At 53.6% G+C, this 18,444-nt stretch carries 22 protein-coding genes and 1 riboswitch; of the genes, 14 read left to right on the forward strand and 8 right to left on the reverse strand.

What is annotated here, in order from left to right:
• Positions 1-189: 189 nt before the first annotated feature.
• Positions 190-834, reverse strand: a complete 645-nt coding sequence (gene msrA, locus COO92_RS04625; RefSeq protein ID WP_101300313.1) for a peptide-methionine (S)-S-oxide reductase MsrA — start codon at positions 832-834, stop codon at positions 190-192.
• Positions 835-1,009: 175 nt separating this feature from the next.
• On the opposite strand from msrA, the gene COO92_RS04630 reads away from it, so the two are divergent.
• Entirely contained in the window at positions 1,010-1,333 is a 324-nt protein-coding gene (locus tag COO92_RS04630) for a hypothetical protein (RefSeq protein WP_101300315.1), read from the forward strand.
• 66 nt (positions 1,334-1,399) lie between these two features.
• On the opposite strand, the gene COO92_RS04635 is transcribed toward COO92_RS04630, so the two are convergent.
• A complete protein-coding gene (locus COO92_RS04635; RefSeq protein ID WP_165792280.1) occupies positions 1,400-2,674 on the reverse strand; it encodes an SPOR domain-containing protein in 1,275 nt (424 codons plus the stop codon).
• Positions 2,675-2,678: 4 nt separating this feature from the next.
• On the opposite strand from COO92_RS04635, the gene COO92_RS22035 reads away from it, so the two are divergent.
• Positions 2,679-3,017: a hypothetical protein gene (locus COO92_RS22035; RefSeq protein WP_165792281.1), complete on the forward strand. Its 339-nt coding sequence runs from the start codon at positions 2,679-2,681 to the stop codon at positions 3,015-3,017.
• 14 nt (positions 3,018-3,031) lie between these two features.
• On the opposite strand, the gene COO92_RS04640 is transcribed toward COO92_RS22035, so the two are convergent.
• Together COO92_RS04640 and COO92_RS04645 are read right to left on the reverse strand one after the other, a co-directional pair.
• Positions 3,032-3,418, reverse strand: a complete 387-nt coding sequence (locus COO92_RS04640) for a hypothetical protein (RefSeq protein ID WP_101300318.1) — start codon at positions 3,416-3,418, stop codon at positions 3,032-3,034.
• A gap of 124 nt (positions 3,419-3,542) precedes the next feature.
• Positions 3,543-3,977, reverse strand: a complete 435-nt coding sequence (locus COO92_RS04645) for a tetratricopeptide repeat protein (RefSeq protein WP_240626327.1) — start codon at positions 3,975-3,977, stop codon at positions 3,543-3,545.
• Between the two features lie 167 nt (positions 3,978-4,144).
• Between COO92_RS04645 and COO92_RS04650 the strand changes: the two genes are divergently transcribed.
• Positions 4,145-4,861 carry a DUF4126 domain-containing protein gene (locus COO92_RS04650; protein ID WP_101300322.1) on the forward strand — a complete coding sequence of 239 codons (717 nt, stop codon included), beginning with the start codon at positions 4,145-4,147 and terminating at the stop codon, positions 4,859-4,861.
• A 106-nt stretch (positions 4,862-4,967) separates the two neighbouring features.
• Here the strand turns inward: COO92_RS04650 and thrS are convergent, their stop codons facing one another.
• A complete protein-coding gene (gene thrS, locus COO92_RS04655) occupies positions 4,968-6,905 on the reverse strand; it encodes a threonine--tRNA ligase (protein ID WP_101300323.1) in 1,938 nt (645 codons plus the stop codon).
• Positions 6,906-7,316: 411 nt separating this feature from the next.
• Here thrS and COO92_RS04660 point away from each other — a divergent pair, with 411 nt between their 5' ends.
• The gene (locus tag COO92_RS04660; protein WP_101300325.1) at positions 7,317-8,504 is read left to right on the forward strand and encodes an MFS transporter; all 1,188 of its coding nucleotides are present in this window, start codon (positions 7,317-7,319) and stop codon (positions 8,502-8,504) included.
• A gap of 66 nt (positions 8,505-8,570) precedes the next feature.
• Here the strand turns inward: COO92_RS04660 and COO92_RS04665 are convergent, their stop codons facing one another.
• Positions 8,571-9,248, reverse strand: coding sequence for a DUF599 domain-containing protein (locus tag COO92_RS04665; RefSeq protein ID WP_101300327.1), 678 nt, complete (start codon positions 9,246-9,248; stop codon positions 8,571-8,573).
• Between the two features lie 211 nt (positions 9,249-9,459).
• Here COO92_RS04665 and COO92_RS04670 point away from each other — a divergent pair, with 211 nt between their 5' ends.
• The 3 genes from COO92_RS04670 to COO92_RS04680 all read left to right on the forward strand — a co-directional run bounded on the left by COO92_RS04670 (position 9,460) and on the right by COO92_RS04680 (position 11,177).
• Complete coding sequence (locus tag COO92_RS04670; protein ID WP_022730728.1) at positions 9,460-9,945, forward strand: hypothetical protein; 486 nt, start codon at positions 9,460-9,462, stop codon at positions 9,943-9,945.
• Between the two features lie 86 nt (positions 9,946-10,031).
• Positions 10,032-10,826 (forward strand): peptidoglycan DD-metalloendopeptidase family protein, encoded by a 795-nt coding sequence (locus COO92_RS04675; protein WP_240626328.1) that lies wholly within the window; start codon positions 10,032-10,034, stop codon positions 10,824-10,826.
• On the forward strand, positions 10,827-11,177 hold the full coding sequence (locus COO92_RS04680) for a DUF1491 family protein (RefSeq protein ID WP_101300328.1): 351 nt from the start codon (positions 10,827-10,829) through the stop codon (positions 11,175-11,177).
• Positions 11,178-11,255: 78 nt separating this feature from the next.
• On the opposite strand, the gene COO92_RS04685 is transcribed toward COO92_RS04680, so the two are convergent.
• Positions 11,256-11,576: a peptidylprolyl isomerase gene (locus tag COO92_RS04685; RefSeq protein WP_022730731.1), complete on the reverse strand. Its 321-nt coding sequence runs from the start codon at positions 11,574-11,576 to the stop codon at positions 11,256-11,258.
• 194 nt (positions 11,577-11,770) lie between these two features.
• Between COO92_RS04685 and yaaA the strand changes: the two genes are divergently transcribed.
• The gene (gene yaaA / locus COO92_RS04690; RefSeq protein ID WP_101300330.1) at positions 11,771-12,544 is read left to right on the forward strand and encodes a peroxide stress protein YaaA; all 774 of its coding nucleotides are present in this window, start codon (positions 11,771-11,773) and stop codon (positions 12,542-12,544) included.
• A gap of 36 nt (positions 12,545-12,580) precedes the next feature.
• Positions 12,581-13,645 (forward strand): glycosyl transferase family protein, encoded by a 1,065-nt coding sequence (locus COO92_RS04695; protein ID WP_101300332.1) that lies wholly within the window; start codon positions 12,581-12,583, stop codon positions 13,643-13,645.
• Positions 13,646-13,731: 86 nt separating this feature from the next.
• On the opposite strand, the gene COO92_RS04700 is transcribed toward COO92_RS04695, so the two are convergent.
• The gene (locus COO92_RS04700; protein WP_101300334.1) at positions 13,732-14,274 is read right to left on the reverse strand and encodes a DUF924 family protein; all 543 of its coding nucleotides are present in this window, start codon (positions 14,272-14,274) and stop codon (positions 13,732-13,734) included.
• Positions 14,275-14,425: 151 nt separating this feature from the next.
• A riboswitch (cobalamin riboswitch) is annotated at positions 14,426-14,631 on the forward strand.
• Positions 14,632-14,799: 168 nt separating this feature from the next.
• On the opposite strand from COO92_RS04700, the gene COO92_RS04705 reads away from it, so the two are divergent.
• From COO92_RS04705 to COO92_RS04725, 5 genes are read left to right on the forward strand one after another with little or no spacing between them, the layout of a single operon-like run.
• Entirely contained in the window at positions 14,800-15,597 is a 798-nt protein-coding gene (locus COO92_RS04705; RefSeq protein WP_101300335.1) for a DUF4198 domain-containing protein, read from the forward strand.
• Between the two features lie 17 nt (positions 15,598-15,614).
• Entirely contained in the window at positions 15,615-16,316 is a 702-nt protein-coding gene (cbiM, locus tag COO92_RS04710; RefSeq protein ID WP_101300337.1) for a cobalt transporter CbiM, read from the forward strand.
• Positions 16,309-16,923, forward strand: a complete 615-nt coding sequence (locus tag COO92_RS04715; protein ID WP_240626329.1) for a cobalt ABC transporter permease — start codon at positions 16,309-16,311, stop codon at positions 16,921-16,923. Before cbiM ends, COO92_RS04715 begins: the two co-directional genes overlap by 8 nt.
• On the forward strand, positions 16,920-17,717 hold the full coding sequence (gene cbiQ / locus COO92_RS04720) for a cobalt ECF transporter T component CbiQ (RefSeq protein WP_101300338.1): 798 nt from the start codon (positions 16,920-16,922) through the stop codon (positions 17,715-17,717). The genes COO92_RS04715 and cbiQ overlap by 4 nt, the downstream gene beginning before the upstream one ends.
• Positions 17,701-18,435, forward strand: a complete 735-nt coding sequence (locus COO92_RS04725; protein ID WP_101300340.1) for an energy-coupling factor ABC transporter ATP-binding protein — start codon at positions 17,701-17,703, stop codon at positions 18,433-18,435. The genes cbiQ and COO92_RS04725 overlap by 17 nt, the downstream gene beginning before the upstream one ends.
• Positions 18,436-18,444 lie beyond the last annotated feature (9 nt).

The raw sequence follows: 18,444 nt of genomic DNA on the forward strand, positions 1-18,444 counted from the left end.
CACCGCACAGCCAAATTCCCAGCAAGCACCAGAAAATCAGCAGGGCGACAAAATATCGGTTCTCTAAAAAGGGACCGGGCATAGCGTTTGGTATATTCTTTCACCGTGATGACGGCGAAAGAATATACCTACGGTCGAGTATTACAAGTAGCTAATTGTCGTATGTGGATCGGTTTGGGGGCTGTGTTCTTACATCCCCGGGCAGGAAACGCCTGTTCCGCTAATCCCGCAGTAGCCATCCGGATTCTTGTCCAGATACTGCTGATGGAAGTCTTCTGCGTAATAGAAGGTCTGGCCATCGGCAATCTCGGTCGTAATCTCGGAAAGTCCGGCTTTGCCAAGGGCGGCAAGGTACTGCGTGCGCGAACTTTCCGCGGCCTCCGCCTGATCATCATTCATGGTATAGATCACGGAACGGTATTGGGATCCGATGTCGTTGCCCTGGCGCATGCCTTGGGTCGGGTTATGGTTTTCCCAAAACACCTTCAAAAGCGACGGATAGGAAACCACCGTCGGATCAAACACGACAAGAACAACTTCGGCGTGACCGGTCATGCCACTGCAAACTTCGCGGTATGTCGGGTTTTTGGTATAGCCACCGGCATATCCTGCGGCCGTTGTGTAAACGCCGGGAACCTTCCAGAAAAGCCGTTCAGCCCCCCAGAAGCACCCCATGCCAAACACGGCCACTTCAAGACCATCGGGAAACGGGCCTGTCATGGGGTTTCCGGTCACAACATGCCGGTCTGCAACAGGAACTTCCTCGTCGCGCCCGGGCAGGGCCGTATCGGCAGTTGGCATTTTCGCTTTTTCAGACATAAGGCCGGAAAACATCTTCGTCACCTGATCAAATTTGGGTTTCTGATGTGCAATGTAACCCAGAGCACGGCAATAGCAATTCCCCTGTTGGTAAAATGTCTTTGAACGTTCTTTTGGCAAGGGCAAGCCGGGCGATGATACTGCGCTGTAAACCTGTCGCCCGTCATCGGGCCGGTCATCAGGGAATTGTATGGTTCAGCGCCTAAAGCATTTAAAATCAACGATTTTGATGATCGGCGGTGTCGTCTGTCTTCTCATCGGGGTTGCCTTTTTGCCCTTGCCGCCACCATTTTTCGGTATGGTTTTTATTGCTGCCGGGATTCCGATGCTGGCCGCCGGGTCAAAACGCACCAGACGCTTTATCCAGTTGATGCGATGGCGTCATTATCGCCATAACCAAAAGGTCGAATATCTGGTGTCGCGGCTGCCATCTTTCTTGCGAAAACATGGTCATCGTACGCGCCCGGATGTGTTGGTGCGCCTGCGCGGCAAAAACAACGCCAAGCAAGGTTAGGTATGCCGTCGTTGGCAGGGGTTTGACGCCAATTGAATGTGCTGCAACGTCACACGGACCAGACAATTAAGGTGTTATCCGCCGGACAAGGCAATCTACACCCTGATTTTTAAGTGCCGTACATGCCTGAGCGGCCTGATCGTTGGTTGCGTATTGCCCGGTGATCAAACGGAAAAACAATCCCTGACCCTCAATTGCGATGGTGGAAACGTCATGTTGGGCGTTGGTCAAAACACCATTTGATCGTGACTGAAAAACCGACCATGACGATTCCGCGCGCTCACGTGTGCGATACGCTGCAAGCTGCACCGCGTAATAGGGACCCGATGGCGCAACCCCCGATGGCGCAACTATGGGCTCGTTTTGTGTTGTCGGCTGCGTGGTCGCTACTGGTATTGGTTTTGGCGTCGGCGTGGCTTGAGGCGCGACATCTGGCATATCATTGGCCGTCGCTGGCGCCTTGGATGCCATCGGCACTTCGATCATCGAGGTTGCGGGCGCACTGTCAGTGATTTCAAGCTCACCCTGTTCAACGGGGCGCGCGTTCGTTGCAACCACGGCACCGGTATGGGTTGTTTCCTGTTGATCCCCGGCAATGGTCGGGGCCGACATTGCCTCAATGGCCATGGAACTGCCCGGTTTCGGGGCCGGTTTTGCCGTTTCTTTCAGGACAGGAACGGGGGCAACAACGGCAACAGGTGCCTTCGATGCCGCCTTCGCCGGTGCGGCTGCATTGACTGTCGCCGACGAGGTGCTTGTTGCTGGGGCAGGTGCGACTGTAGGTGTTTTGCGCTCAACAGATGTCAGGCGTGCCGTGTTTTCGCTGACATTCATTTCCATCGGCGGTGTTGGGGATGCGCGGTCTTCCGGCTCGGCGGCGACCACGCCGCCCGTTTTATAAAAGTCACGGTTCCGGTCGACCTGTGGCGGATTGGGAAGGTCAGGGCCGGGGGCAACGGTGGCGGCGGCGACCACAGTATCGATTTCAGCCGACCGGGCAAATTGCGGTTTGCTACGATCAAGGGCAACAAGGCGACGCTGTGCCAGACTGTTTACACTGCCCGAAAGGCGGATACCCTGACCGCAATCAAGATCAATCTTCAAATCCGGTGACGACGCGGTAAGCCAGACATAAAGCTTGCGCGCATTGTCGTAATGACCATCAAGGTCATAGGATATCGCTTGTAGCAGATTGTCCTGCGGACTGGCATCCAGCGAGATTGGCTGCATGTCGGTTGACGATGCGGTTTCTGTCGCTTGATCACGCACATGATCCTGATCAAAGAATAGCCCACAGGTCGCCCGATCAAGGGCTGCGCGTTCGCTTGGCGGTGTTTCCATCGGCATGTCAGCCGATGTTGATCTGGCTTGCGGATCGCTTTCAAACCAGAATCCCGACATATCCGATGAGCTGCAAGCCGCCAGAAGCGGCAGAAGTGCTGCGGCAGTAAACCAAACCCGTTTTCGTGATGCTTTAGAGGTGGTTGTCGCAGACCTGATTTTCACACTTCACCTGATGATCACTGTAATTGCATATGCGCACTGTTTATTGCCCTTTGCAGGGAAATACAACTGTCGCAAGCGCTTCAGATACTGTCAAGCATCCCGCAATTTCAGTGGGATAAACAATCAGGCGGAAAATGAAGGGAAATTGGTCAAACGCCATCAGATGATGGTGGGATAAAGCCGACTTTTAAATCAGCGCATCGCAATCGGAACGAGGATACCGCCCAGCAGTATCAGCACAGTGACCGCAATCACGATATAGACGATGCCTTTGGTTGCCTGATTGGCAACTTCGCGCGATACACCTGTCGAACCCTTGGTATTTCTACGGGCCGATGATCCGCCAGATCCGGTTGATTCAGGGGTCAGGATTTTGACGATCTGCTTTTTGTCCTTACGGGTCGCAGAATCGTATTTGTTCTCGACCACGCGGACTTCAGTGTTTTTGCTGTTTGTCAGGGCTTCTTTGGCGGCATTCACCGCCGCTGCGTAATCTGAGACCGTTTGGAGCTCCATCGGCTGTCCGGTCGTGCGCACGCACACGACCGTATAGCTTTTGCGCATGATGGTATCAGACATAACTTGACCGTTCTCCAGAGTCCCGTAAACGGCCTTTACATGGCGCTTTCAGAGAAAAATGAAAAGCTATCCTAACGAATAGGTCATCACATCTTCGCGATCAGGACTTAGGATCAGGATCTGTTCAGTTCCCGATTTTCGCCGACAGTTCCTTGTATTCATCACAAGACATGCCGCAAATCTGTTCAAGTCGCGCAAGGTTTTCGCGTGCCATGTCGGGCTTTCCGGTCTGAAGGAAAAGCTCACCCTGATACTCAAGCGCACCAACATGTTCCGGATCTATCATCAAAGCCCGTTCGTAGTTTTGGGCTGCACTGTCAAAGTCGCCCTGTTTACGCTGGCTGTAAGCAAGATAGTTTAACAGGTCGGCGTTCTCAGGATCGTCTTTCAACATTTCCTTGATGGTATCGATAGCCTTGTCATACATGCCACCATCGACCAGTTCGGTAACGGCGGAAAGATCGGTGTCTCCTGAACCCCATGAGGTCGAGTTGCCCATTGCCAAGGCGTTGGTTGCCGCCATCGGGCTTGCAAACATCATCGCGAACGCAACAGTCATGATTATTTTTGGGGTTTTACCACTAAGGGTCATCGTCGTACCTTTCATTGGTCGTTATCGTTTGTAAATACGTTCGATGGGACGGAACAGATTTGTGATTTATCACAACTGGAAGTTTTGCATAGTCACTTGTTGGTGAAAATCATGACATTAAAAGGGCAAGTTCTTTGGGGGTAATCGAGACACTTGCACTGGGAATGGGCGGTGCCTGGGCCAGTGGAATCAATCTTTACGGCACCGTTGTTGTGCTGGGCATGATGGATAATTTCGGCCTCATAACCCTGCCGCCGGATCTTCAAATCCTGACGTCATGGTGGGTGCTGTGCTTTGCTGTTTTGTTCTATCTGATCGAGTTTATCGCCGACAAAATCCCGTTTGTGGACAGCGTCTGGGATGCCATCCACACCTTCATCCGCATCCCGGCTGGCGCATTGCTGGCCGCTGGTGCCATGAGTGGCCTTGACGCTGGTATGGGCGAGGACGTCCAAACGGTGATTACGTTATTGATTGGCGGGACTGTCGCGGCCGGAAGCCACTTTACCAAGGCCGGCAGCCGCGCTGCGATCAACACATCGCCCGAACCTGTGACAAACACCATTGCATCAGTAACAGAAGACGTCGCCGTATTCGGCGCGCTCTATACGGTTGCGTTTCATCCGGTTGTGTTCTTTGTCTTGTTTGCGATGTTTGTCTTGTTGCTGATTTGGTTGGTGCCAAAAATCTGGCGCTTTATCGGCGATGTGTTTGGCAATGCCCGTCATCCGTCGGCAGCCTGTAGTCAGGCACGCGCACATCAATCCGCACCAACCATGAACCAGACGGGAAAAATTGATCTGTCAGGGGCGGGCCACAATGCCCAATTGCCACCGCATGATCCAAAGTAACTGTCGCATGATCCGGGTCGATACTTAACTAAAATAGACAAAGAAAAACCCCGCAAGCAATTGGTCTGCGGGGTTTTTTGATTTTTATCTGATCAACTTGAAGGGATCAGAAATCCGCTTCGATGACGCGATCACGAATTTCAGCAGCCATCGCCTCGGCAATCTCATCAATGCCAAAGGTTTTCTGATGCTTGAACCCGATGCGGCGCACGGATGCGGTTTTTTCTTCGGCTTCGCGTTTACCAAGGGCAAGGATCATCGGGATCTTTGCGTGGCTATGTTCGCGGACCTTGTAGTTGATCTTTTCATTGCGGGTGTCGACTTCGACATTCAGCCCCTTGGCCGCAAGGGCGGCTTTGACTTCATGTGCGTAGTCATCTGCTTCATTGGTAATCGTGCAGATCACCGCATGAACCGGCGACAGCCACAAGGGCAGGCGACCGGCATAGTTTTCAATCAAAATGCCGATGAAACGTTCCAGCGATCCAAGGATCGCACGGTGAAGCATGACCGGACGGTGTTTTTCACCGTCTTCACCCATATAGGATGCATCAAGACGTTCAGGCAGAACAAAGTCCGCCTGAAGCGTGCCACACTGCCAGTCACGACCAATCGCATCGCGCAGAACAAATTCAAGTTTCGGCCCGTAAAACGCGCCTTCACCCGGATTAATCTCAAGCGCAAGACCAGCTTCTTCCGCGGCTTCACGAAGAGCGGTTTCCGCCTTGTCCCAAATCTCGTCGGACCCTGCACGCACTTCCGGACGGTCCGAGAATTTGACAAGAATGTCGGTAAAACCGAAATCCTTATAAACCGATTTCAGGAGGTCACAGAAAATCTTGGTTTCCGAGACAATCTGGTCTTCGGTACAGAAGATATGCGCATCATCCTGAATGAACTGACGCACACGCATGATGCCATGCAGGCCGCCAGATGGCTCATTGCGGTGGCAGCAGCCAAATTCCGCCATGCGCAGCGGCAAATCGCGGTACGATTTGCTGCCCAGACGGAAAATCTGAACATGGCACGGGCAGTTCATTGGCTTAAGCGCCAGAACCTTTTCAGGATCATCTTCATCCGGGGTGGTGGTGAACATGTTCTCGCGGAACTTTTCCCAGTGACCCGATTTTTCCCAAAGCACACGATCCACAAGCTGCGGCGTACGAACTTCCTGATACCCGGCATCATCAAGACGATCCCGGATATAGGTTTCAACCTTGCGATACAGCTTCAAACCCTTGTCATGCCAGAAAACCGACCCTTGGGCTTCTTCCTGCATATGGAACAGGTCCATCTCGCGGCCAAGGCGACGGTGATCGCGCTTCTCGGCTTCTTCAAGCATATGCAGATAGGCATCAAGGTCTTCTTTGCTTTCCCAGCACGTCCCATAGATGCGCTGAAGCATCGCGTTATCCGAATTGCCACGCCAATAGGCACCGGCCACCTTCATCAGTTTGAAGGATTTACCGATTTTACCCGTGGACGGCGCATGCGGACCGCGGCACAGATCGATGAAATCACCCTGGCGGTAACAGGTAATGGTCTCGGTTTCCGGCAGATCGCGGATGATCTCGGCTTTATAGTTCTCACCTTTTTCAAGGAAGAACTTGATCGCCTCATTGCGGTCCCAGACTTCACGCACGATCGGCTCGTTGCGTTCAACGATCTTGTGCATCTGCTTTTCGATCTTGACCAGATCGTCGGGCGTGAACGGGGTTTCGCGGGCGAAATCGTAATAAAAGCCGTTTTCAATCGACGGGCCAATGGTGACCTGCGTGTCGGGATAAAGTTCCTGAACGGCTTCGGCCATCACATGCGCGCAATCGTGACGGATCAGGGGCAGAACCTCTTGATGCCCCTTGGTCACGATTTCGATGGTCGCATCGGTGTCAATCTCACGCGCAAGGTCGCGCACTTCGCCGTTGACGATGATGGCAAAGGATTTCTTTGCCAGTGAAGAACTGATGCTTTTTGCGACATCGAAACCCGATACGGGACCGTCGAATTCGCGTACGGCGCCATCGGGAAGGGTCAGGGCAATCATGGTTGGCTCAACTCTGTTTTATCTGCGGGCACACAAGTGAAATGCACATTTCGAACCCGCATGTTTACGCGGGCGCAACGCACAAGAAAAGGAATTTCAGGATGAGGTCAAGTTCGCTCTTTGAAAAAAGCGACATTCGGGGCAGCACAAAACGCCGCGACACCATTGCAGCGCGCAGGAGTTACCTTAAAGATCAACTTTTTGTCGGCATGGCCGTTCATTGATGCTTTCCCGTTTCGTGATCAGCCAATATAACAGGTGAAACGCACACGGCAACATAGAAGGTATCATAGCCTGCGACCTGCAATGTCGATGACAAGCCATTGCCAGTTATGGCCTTTACCCGAATGTTCATGTCTGTGTTACAAAACCAAATAACGGCGCGTCACCACCGCCAGAAGGGAGCCCCACATGTCCAGCCCGGAAGTTCGCCGGAACATTATGTTCTTGAGCTTATGCGTCGCACTGTCTGCCAGTGCGATGTCCCTGATTTTTACGGTTGCCGCCGTCATCGGCTATTCGCTTGCCACCGATAAGTCGCTTTCGACCCTGCCGATTGCCTTCATGATGATTGCCATGATGGCCATGACCGCACCTTCGGCCATGGTGATGGCCAAATTTGGCCGTCGTTTCGGGTTCTGGATGGGCTCAGGCATCGCCATGCTGGGCGCGCTGTCTGGCATGGGGGCGGTGTATTACAGCAACTTCTGGCTTTTGTGTGTGGCTTGCGCCTGCATCGGTGCTGGCAACGCCATTGCCATGCAGTACCGGTTTGCTGCGGCTGAGGCGGCCCCGCCGGAATTTCGCGCGCGCGCCATTTCCTACACCATGCTCGGTGGGTTGGCATCCGCCTTTATCGGCCCCAATTTGGCAAGTTTTGCCCGTGACTGGTTTGAAACCGTACCCTTCCTTGGCACCTTTGTCGCCCTGATCGGATTGCAGGTCTTATTAATCATTGCCATTGGGCAATTGCGTCTTCCTGATGCGCGCGGTGTCAAACATGTCGAACCGGCCCGCGCGCTTAAAACCGTTCTGGGCCAACCGGCAATCATCATCGCCATTTTTGCCGGTGCGCTGGGCTATGCCGTGATGAGCTTTGTTATGACCGCAACGCCACTTGCGATCCTTGATTGTGATTACGTGTTTGGCGATGCCGCCTTTATCATTCAGTGGCATGTGGTCGGCATGTATGCGCCGGGCTTCTTTACCGGCAATCTGATCAAACGCTTTGGCGCACTTAAAGTCATTCAGACCGGGGCGATCTTGAATTTCGTCTGTCTGGCGGTTGCTTTGTCCGGTGAGGATCTGCTTGCCAACTTCTGGGTGTCATTGGTGATCCTTGGGGTTGCGTGGAACTTCATGTTTGTCGGGGCCACGACCTTCCTGACGGAAAACTATCGTCCGTCCGAACAGGCCCGCGTGCAGGCCATCAACGAATTTGTCGTATTTGGCACGGTTGCCATCGGCTCGTTGTCGGCAGGCACGATCTATGCCGCATCTGGCTGGATCACCTTGCTCTATAGTGCGGCCTTGCCGGTTGGTCTGGTTTTGCTCGTGGTGTCGGTCTATGCGCTGCGCCGCCCCAGACAGATGGCTTGAACTTTAAAAGCACAATCAAACGACAAAGGGCCGCATCAGCGGCCCTTTGTGCGTTCAGAAGCCCGATCAATGATGCCCGGTCAGAATCTCAAGCGCATGGGACCGGAATTCACGGTTATACAGCACAAGTGTCACCCACGCGGCACAGACGATAAACGCCACCGGATGGTAAAACCATGCCAGGGCGGACAGTGCGAAGAAATAGGCGCGAATGCCGCGATTGAAATTATGGGCCGACATCATGCTCATGCGTGCGGCCCGGGCGGCGGCGCGCGCGGCATCCGGGTCGCTTGGGTCCGGTGCCGCCCCAATCAGGATCGAACAATAATTCGACAATCGAAACGCCCATGTGAACTTAAAGAACGCATAGATAAAGATCACCACCAGCAGCACCACCTTGCATTCCCAAACCCCCGGCGTGGTGACCGCAGCAAAGGGCAGGGTGGCGACGGTTTCAATCGCCTTTTGCGTATAGCCAAGCAAGGCGACCAGACCGATCAGAACCAGAATGGTCGTCGATGAGAAAAAGCTGATGCCCGTAATCAGGTTGCCGGCAATCGATGTATCGACCATGCGAATGTCGCGTTGGAGCATCTGCTCCATCCAGCGATGGCGATTGCGCGCCATATGGGCCGAAATGGAATTGCGCCTGCGCGGGCCCGCATCGGCAAAGATCGTATAGCCAATCCACCAGGCAAATGCCCAGCAAATCGCAACAACATCAAGAACGGTAAATTCGGGCATATCTGATCCATGCAAAAGGATGTTTGGCGCATATTGGCCTATATCCTACTGACATGTCGGCATTCTTCGCAATCTTCTTTGGCAATGCTTGGGGTAAGGGCCATATCGTCGGGATGTTCCCTATGCATAGCTGATGGTCATATCACCAGTTCGGGTTGAGTTTTGCCGCAATTCAGAGTATCAGCAGCGCAAATTTTCATTGGAGAGTGACATGAGCGAACTCGAGAACGATCTTGGCGAAGACATTGATTTCGATGATTTCGAATCTCATACCGAAAAACTGCTGAAAGACGGACGCACCAAGGACGATCTGTTCGAGTTTGTCGGCTTTATGAACATCAACGAAGTCGGCACGCATATGATTGCCGCTGAAATGGTGCTCGACGAAGATGCCATCAACCAGATGAGCCGCGATCTGCGCAAACTTGAACTCGACCTGTCCCCACTCGGTGAATTGACCGGCGGGCTTAAGGGCGGCGAAGACGTCAAACGTGCCCTTGGTGCGCTGTTCCTTGAACTGGTTGAGCTGTGCGACCTTGACGCAGATGACGAAGACGCTGGCGAGCTGTCCGAAGAAGCCCTGCTGTTGCTGAACTTCATCAAACGCTTCAACCCGCAGATGCGCCGTTTGACGGTCGCACTGACCGACACCGACGATGACGATGTGTCGTGCGAATATGAAGTCACCAACTGGTAACCAATGGCTTGCCGTTACGGCGAAATATATGTAGGCAAAAGGCGGGGCTGTAACACCCCGCCTTTTTCTGTTTTGGAGCCACGCGCGTGACCGCCCAAATGCCAATAGATGCGACCAAACGTTTTCAATCCTATCTTGATCGTCATGCAAGCGGTCAGGAAGCCATGCCCGATGCAGAACGCCTGCGCCAATGGATTGCCGATCATGCCGATGATTTTGGTGCGGTGATGGAATGTGATCTGAAAACCTGCCCAAAAATCGTCTATGATTTCTCGAGTGAGGGCGATGTCGTGATTGGCAACACCAGCGACCCGGCCCATCAGACCGATATCATGTGGCAGCAACTGGCAAACGCCAATGCGCCGGTCGGCATCGGGCGTTACCGCGAAGACCGCGTGTGTTATCAGTCCGATCAATTCAAGACCGACGGCGAAGCCCGCAGCCAGCATCTCGGCATTGATCTGTTTGCCCCGGCGGAAACCCCGGTCTTTGCTCCGCTTGATGGGGTGGTCCACAGCTTTGCCGACAATAACCTGCATCTCGATTACGGCCCGACCATCATTTTGGAACATAATCCCGAACCGGGCATTCGGTTCTATACCCTCTATGGTCATCTCAGCCGTGAGTCGCTTGACGGATTACACAAGGGCAAAGCCTTCAAAAAGGGCGATCTTGTCTGTCGGTTTGGCAATTTCCCGATCAATGGCGACTGGATCCCGCATCTGCATTTTCAGATCATCTTTGATATGCTCGGCCGCGAAGGCGATTTCTTTGGGGCTGCCAAACCGTCCGAATGGGATATCTGGGCAAACATCTGCCCGAACCCGAACCTGATGTTGCAGATGCCCGAAAATGTCACCGCCAGCCGGGAAGGGGTGTAAATGCAGCCCCGTTTAAAAGCAGGCCTTTGGGTGCGTGGTCAAATCGCCATTTGCCAGTCATCGTCGATCATCGCCATGATCGCCCATATGGGCAACGAAGACGCCGGGGCTGTACTGGTCAAACTCAACCGCTTTGCCAACGGCTGCTTTGTTTATTCGCGCGTAACCACCCTTGATGGCGATATGGGCTGGATGCAGGTCGCCGGCGGCCCGGAGGGGGGCCGCGAAACCGAATTTAACTGTGACGAATACTGGCGCAAACAGGTCGCCTTTGACCGCGATGTCTGGGTGCTGGAGGTCGAAGACCACAAAGGCCAATACGAACTTGATGCCCCAATCGTCGATTTCTAAGGGTCGCAATCGGTTAAAATAAAAGGCCGGCAACATTGTGCCGACCTTTATAAATGCGTCTCTGTAGGGGGCGTCGCCTTAGGCGGTGCGCTGCAACAGGTGGTAACCGAAATCGGTCTCAACCACATCAGAAGTCGCACCAACATCCATGGTGAAGGCCGCCGCATCAAATTCCGGAACCATCATACCACGGCCAAAGAAACCAAGATCGCCACCCTGCTGACCGGACGGGCAATCGGAATTGGCTTTGGCCAGCTCTGCGAAATCACCACCATTGGCAACCTGATCTTTAAGACCATTGATTTCAGTCAGGGCTTCTTCTTTGGTACGGGTGGCGGTCGAGCGTGCCGAACCGGCATACATCAGAAGAATGTGCGACGCGCGAACTTGTTCACTCATAATGGGTCCTTTCATCCGCCAATGGCTTGCGTTTGGCGGGTTTTATGCAAGATTAGAAATTATGGATAAGGCCCAGGGTCCAAATTCATGTACAGCCGTATACGCCTATACATGAGCTTGAACCCTAGACATTGACCATGCCTTGTGGCTTGTTACGACAAAATGATCAGAGATGAAAGAGAAGAGGCAGATAGATGCTTGCTGTTGTGTCCCCGGCAAAGAAACTGGATTTCGAAACAGATGCGCCAGAAATGGCTGTTTCCCAACCTGTGTTTCTCGATGACACCGAGGAGCTTATTGAAGTTGCTCGCAAAAAAAGCCGTCGCGATTTGATGAAGCTGATGGGAATCAGTGAAAATCTGGCTGACCTCAACTATCAGCGCTTTGCCCATTTCTCACGGCCTTTTGATCGGACCAATGCCAAACCGGCGGTGTTCGCATTTCGCGGTGATACCTATATCGGGCTTGATGCCGATACCATGAAGGCCAAGGATATCGATTGGGCCGAAGATCATTTTCGCATGCTTTCGGGGCTCTATGGCCTGCTGAAACCGCGTGATTTGATGCAGCCCTACCGGCTTGAAATGGGTACAAAGCTTGCCAACGCACGCGGCAAAGACCTGTATGCCTTCTGGGGCGATAAAATTGCCCATGAGATTAACCGCCTGACCGATGGCCACAAAGACCGCAGCCTGATCAATCTGGCATCGAACGAATATTTCAAGTCGGTCAAGACCCAAACCCTTGAAGGCCCGGTCATTACCCCGGTCTTCAAAGAGGTCAAAGCCGGGGTTGCCAAGGTTATTGGGTTTTCGGCCAAGCGTGCACGCGGTATGATGGCGCGCTTTATGATCGATAATCGCCTTGAGACCCCCGAAGGTCTTAAGAAGTTCGCGGTAGATGGCTATGGCTATCAGGATGATCTTTCGACAGAAACCGAGTGGGTCTTTACCCGCGTTCACTACTGATAACAAACAAGACTGGCAACAAATTCGGTGACAGAAATGACCGACGAGCATCTTGAACAGCTCGAGGAAGAAAACCACTTGCCCGAGGCACACCCGTTCTCTGGCTATTTGCGGACTTTCTTCCGCGGGCCGGGCCGCTCACGCAGCCTGACCCGCGAAGAGGCGTTTGACGCCTTTTCAATGATCCTGCGCGACGAGGTCGAACCGATCCAGCTTGGCGCGTTTTTACTGATGCTGCGGTATCGGGCTGAAACCCCCGACGAGCTGGCCGGGATGATTGAAGCCGTGCGCAAGGCCGCACGCCTTGATACCGACGATGGCCCCGAAGCCGAGGCAGAAGGCCGTCCCATGCTGGATTGGCCGTCCTATGCGGCGGGTCGGTCGCGTGGCTTGCCGTGGTTTGTTCTTTCCGCACTTCTTTTGTCGAAAAACGGCGTGCCGGTTCTGATGCATGGCTATAATTCGCATCTTGTGAATGGTGTCGGCACAGAAACAGCGGTCAAGGCACTTAAATTGCCGGTGGCGATGTCTGCCGAAGAAGCCCGGTCTGACATTGCATCACAAGGGTTTGCCTATCTTCCGCTGCGCCACATGCATCCGAAATTGCAGGAACTGATTGGTCTGCGGCCGCTGTTGGGGTTGCGCAGCCCGGTTAACACCTTGTTGCGTCTGTTAAACCCGCTGCAGGCACGCGCCGCATTCCTTGGCGTGTTTCACCCGGCATTTCTGGATGTCCATCGTGAAACCGGAAAACTGCTTGATCTGCCGCGTATTGGCGTGATCAAGGGCGGTGGCGGGGAGGCCGAACGCACCCCGTTCAAACATGTCGATTTGCGTATGCTCGATAATGGCGAACTCGGTGATGTGCGCTGGCCTGCCTTGCTGCCCCGGACCGAAAAAGACATCGAAGAACAAAGCCCGGTAACCTTGAAGCATTTTTTCGATGTCTGGCGGGGCGATGTCGATGATGCGCCTGCGATTGCACGGATCAAGGGCAGTGCCGCCATGGGCGCGTTCCTTGCCGGTAAGGCCGATTATATCGACGAGGCCGAAACGCTGATTGATGGCTGGTGGGATGCGCGCGACAAAAATGTCGGATAGGGCGTTTTGATCTGACCCTTATGTCGTCACGCACGGCACCAGAAAGAAATCAAAAAAAGGGACGGTTGCCGTCCCTTTTTTCATGCTCAGAACGAAGAGTTCGGTTCTTTAAGAAACGCCAGTTCGTCATCTGTTGACGTCCGGCCCAGAATATCATTGCGGTGCGGGTAGCGACCAAAACGGTCAATGATCTGCTTATGCTTGATTTCAAATTTCAGGTTGTTTTCAAGGCCGGGCTGATCAAACAGTTCCATCGCAATGTCATGCATTGCCTCGGATTCCGAGTGCATATAGGGCATATACAAGAATGCCCGTTCCTCGGGTTTTACAATCTTCTTGTCTGCCCCTGCGGCAATCGCTTCCTGTGCCAGAACAAGGGCAAGTGTATCAGTGGCAAAGGATGCAGGACTGTCGCGAAACATGTTGCGTGAAAACTGATCAAGCACAATGATTTCCGCCAGACGCCCATGGGCGGTTTTACGCCAGCGATAAAATTCCCCCGCACTGGCCGCCGCATGAAAATCGGCAAACCGTTCGGTAATATGACGGTCAAGCGCAAGGTCCTTCTCGAACCACTGCTTCTGATCAAGTTCCTTGAACCAGAAAACCAGAACTGTTTCAGGTGTCATAACGCATCCGCCCCTTATTCTTGAGATTTTGGGTGTTGAAGTTTGGCTGATCTTAGGGGGGCAGGCGCGTAACGTCGAGTTTTCTGCGGACGTATGACGAAATATTTAAAAGTATGAATTGTAATGGTTGACACCCCATCACCGCCGATGGATTATGACGATGTCTTGGGTGTCGATCTTAACGATCGGCTTAAAAGGGAACGTGGTGCGTTTTGGGAAAGTCCCTTAAGCAATGCCACGGCTGCCCCCGCAACTGTAAGCGGTCTTGAGCGTTACACATGCCACTGGTGATGACCGGGAAGGCGTAATGTTCTGAAAACCGCGAGCCAGGAGACCTGCCTTGGACCATCAGCCACACATTGGTTGATGTGAAACTGTTGGACGCCGGGGTGAGCGTCAGGTTGCAGGGAAAATGCGGTTTCTTTATCGATCCGGACATCTGCTTCCAGCCATCCTATCGTTCTTGTCCTAACCCTGTGCGTTGGTATTTGCCTTACGCACATCGTTTTTGGAAGAGACGATACCATGTTGAAAACGCCTTTAAGGCTTGCTGTCGCAGCAGTCTGTACTTTACTGGCTTCTGGCTCTGCGCAGGCGCATTTCCAGTTGGCCTATACGCCGGAAGTAAACATCACCAAAGCCGGTGATCACGCCGTCAAACTGATTTTCTGGCACCCGTTTGAAAACGGCCATGTCATGGATATGGGCGAACCGCTTGAGTTTTATGCGGTGCATCGCGGTGAAAAGATTGATTTAAAATCAACGCTTTCCCCAATGACCTTCAAGGGATCTGAAAACAGTGCTGCGGCATATGACGGCACACTGACGCTTAAACGCAGTGGCGATTACGTCATGGTGGTGGTGCCCGAGCCATACTATGAGGAAAGCGAGGATATCTATATCCAGCAGATCACCAAATCCTACGTCAACCGCAATGAAATCCCGACCGACTGGATGGATGCGCAAGGCCTGAAAACCGAAATTCTGCCGCTCAACCGTCCGACCAACATTGTCGCGGGCTCAACCTTCACCGGCCGTGTTTTGTCCGAAGGCAAACCTGCCGCCGGGGTCGAGATTGAAATCGAATATATGGCTGCTGAACCCGATATGGCCAACAACCAACCGCAAGAACCAACCGCATCTCCGATGCCGGGCGGGGCGATTGTCGCCATTTCCGATGACAATGGGTATTTCACGTTCGGCGTTCCCAAGGCCGGTTTTTGGGGATTTGCCGCGCTGGGCAGTGGTCCTGATAAAGAATATCAGGATAAAGAACTTTCGCAGGATGCAGTCCTGTGGGTTCGCGCCTATGATGTGAAATAGGTGTAGGGAAAAATTAGATGCATATCGTTGACGGGGCACTGGCTCCTGAAGTTTTGATTGGCGGGGGTGTTCTTGCCGTTGCGGGCCTCGGTCTTGGCCTGCGAAAACTGCCGATTGATAAAATTCCAGCAACCGGCGTGCTGTCGGCAACCTTCTTTGTCGCATCCCTTATTCATGTGCCGGTTGGTCCAAGCAGTGTGCATTTGATCATGAGCGGTCTGGCCGGGCTTGTGCTGGGCTGGACCGCGTTTCCTGCCTTGTTTGTTGGCTTGTTGTTGCAGGCGGTCTTCTTTGGCTTTGGCGGTTTGACGGTTCTCGGCGTCAATACCGTCAATATTGCACTGCCTGCGGTACTGATCGGGTTGACGTTTCGCGGTTTGGTAACACGAAGTTCACCGACAACCGCCGCCATTTGGGGCGGGATTGCCGGGGCGTCTTCGATCGCGGTAACGACCGTCTTTGTGGCGATCTCATTGGGGCTCAGTGGCGAGGGTTTCGTAGCCGCCGCGAAGCTTGTGTTCTTTGCCCATATCCCGATCATGATCATCGAAGGCCTGATTTCAGCCGCTGCCATTTACCTGATTTGCAAGGTAAAGCCGGAACTGATGCGGGCTTCTGACTCTGCTTATGATCGGGCCTATGATGATGCGCCGTACCCAATGACCACTGGGCAAACTGCACAAGTGACACCGGCGACGAGCGAGGCCAATAATGGCTAAATCTCTATCCGTGCTGGCCGTTACGGTGCTCTTTTTGGCTGCCGCAACCGGACAGGCACAGGCCCATAAGGTGATCGCGTCTGTTTTTGCCAGTGGCACCGATATCGAAGGTGAAATTGGCTTTTCCAATGGCGACATGGCCGCCGACACAGTGGTTGAGGTGTTCGACGAACAGGGCAATAAACTTGGTCAGACCAAAACCGACAGTGACGGCTTTTTCACCTATACGCCGACAAGCCAGGTCAACCATGTCTTTCGCGCCGATCTTGGTGCGGGCCATATTGCCAAGACCACCTTTGATATTTCCGAATTGTCATCGGTTCTAACGGGCGATCAGCTTGCGCCAACCACGGGTGTAACGGCCAAGGGCACCGGGGACAGTCCCAATACGGCCTCCGGGAATGTCGCAGTCACTCAGGAACAGGAAGTCTTGATTGCGGCCATCGTGCGCGATGAGTTGCGTCCGCTACGCCGCGAAATTACCGCCTATAAGGAAAAGAATGACTTTCAATCGATTCTTGGCGGGATTGGCTATATATTCGGGTTCTTCGGAATTGCCTATTACATCGCAGCACGCCGTCTGAGAGCCAAAGATAAACAAGCATGAGCCATCTTTTCGGGCATGACCAGCCATTGGGCGTACAGGCAAGCGGCGGCACTGCGCCGTCGTTTGTCGGATCATTTGATCCGCGTGTGCGCGTGGCGACGGCAGGCCTGTTTGCTGTGATGGTGGTGGCCTTACATCAGGTTGAATTTGCCTTTGGCGCATTTCTGCTGGCCCTCGGGACTGTGTTTCTGACCGATCTTCCCCTGCGCTTGACCTTAAAACGCATGGCGGCGATGGACGGCTTTATCATCGTGATGCTGGTGATGTTGCCCTTTACAACACCCGGCACACCGATGTTTTCGCTGTTGGGGGCGGATGCCAGCAAAGAAGGCCTGATGCATGCGGTTTTGATCGGTGTGCGGGCCAATGCGGTTGTCCTGATGATGCTAAGCCTGCTGTCTGGCCTGTCGCCGGTGGCATTGGGGCATACCCTGTATCGCTTGAAATGCCCGGCGGCACTGGTGCATCTGATGATGTTTACGGTGCGCTACATCTCTGTGCTGCATGACGAATATCACCGTTTGCGCATGGCGATGAAGCTGCGCGGGTTTCGGGCGCGCAACACATTCCATACCTACCGCTCGATTGGCTATCTTTTCGGCATGTTGCTTGTCCGCTCCCTTGAACGGGCCGAACGCGTGCTTGAGGCCATGAAATGCCGTGGCTTTAGTGGCCATTTCCCGATGATTGATCATTTGGAATTCAAGGTCCGTGACGGCATGCTGGCCGTTGGTTTTGGCGTCATGATTGGCGCACTTGTCCTGTTGGATCGAATGTATGTCTTCGCTTATTGAACTCAACGATATTTCGTACGGCTATCGGTCCGGGCAAAAGGTGCTGGATCGTGTCAGTCTGACCCTTGATGCCGGAGAACGACTTTTCATCACCGGTCCGAACGGGGCAGGGAAAAGCACGCTTTTGCGCATTCTGGTCGGCCTGATCAAACCGCATCATGGTCGGATATCGGCATTTGGTCAGCCGCGTGTTCAGGAAGCCGATTTTCATGATCTGCGCTGTCGGGTTGGGTTCATTGTGCAGGACCCCGATGATCAGCTATTCTGTCCGACTGTGGTCGAAGACATCGCCTTTGGTCCGCTCAACCTTGGCGCCAGCCGCGATGAGGCACTGGCGATTGTTGATGAGGTGCTTGATCAACTGCATCTGCGTCATTTGCGCGAACGCATCACCCATGAATTATCCGGTGGGGAAAAACGGCTGGTGTCGGTGGCGGCTGTTTTGGCCATGCGCCCCGATGTGTTGTTGCTCGACGAGCCAACCAATGCGCTGGACGAAGAAAACCTCGAACGGCTTGAAGAAATCCTGCGCGACCTGCCGCAGGCCATGATCCTGATATCACACGACCCGCATTTCCGCCGCAAACTCGCCACCCGGACACTTGAACTGCGCGGCGGTAAGCTATCAGATCGTTCTGCCCCAAAATGCAGTGCCGCTGATCGTGGACGCGACGCAGTCAACGCCAATGCCAATGCCAGCGCATCTGCCGCTCAGTAAGTTTTGATG

Source organism: Thalassospira lohafexi, assembly GCF_002844275.1.
Taxonomy (GTDB): domain Bacteria; phylum Pseudomonadota; class Alphaproteobacteria; order Rhodospirillales; family Thalassospiraceae; genus Thalassospira; species Thalassospira lohafexi.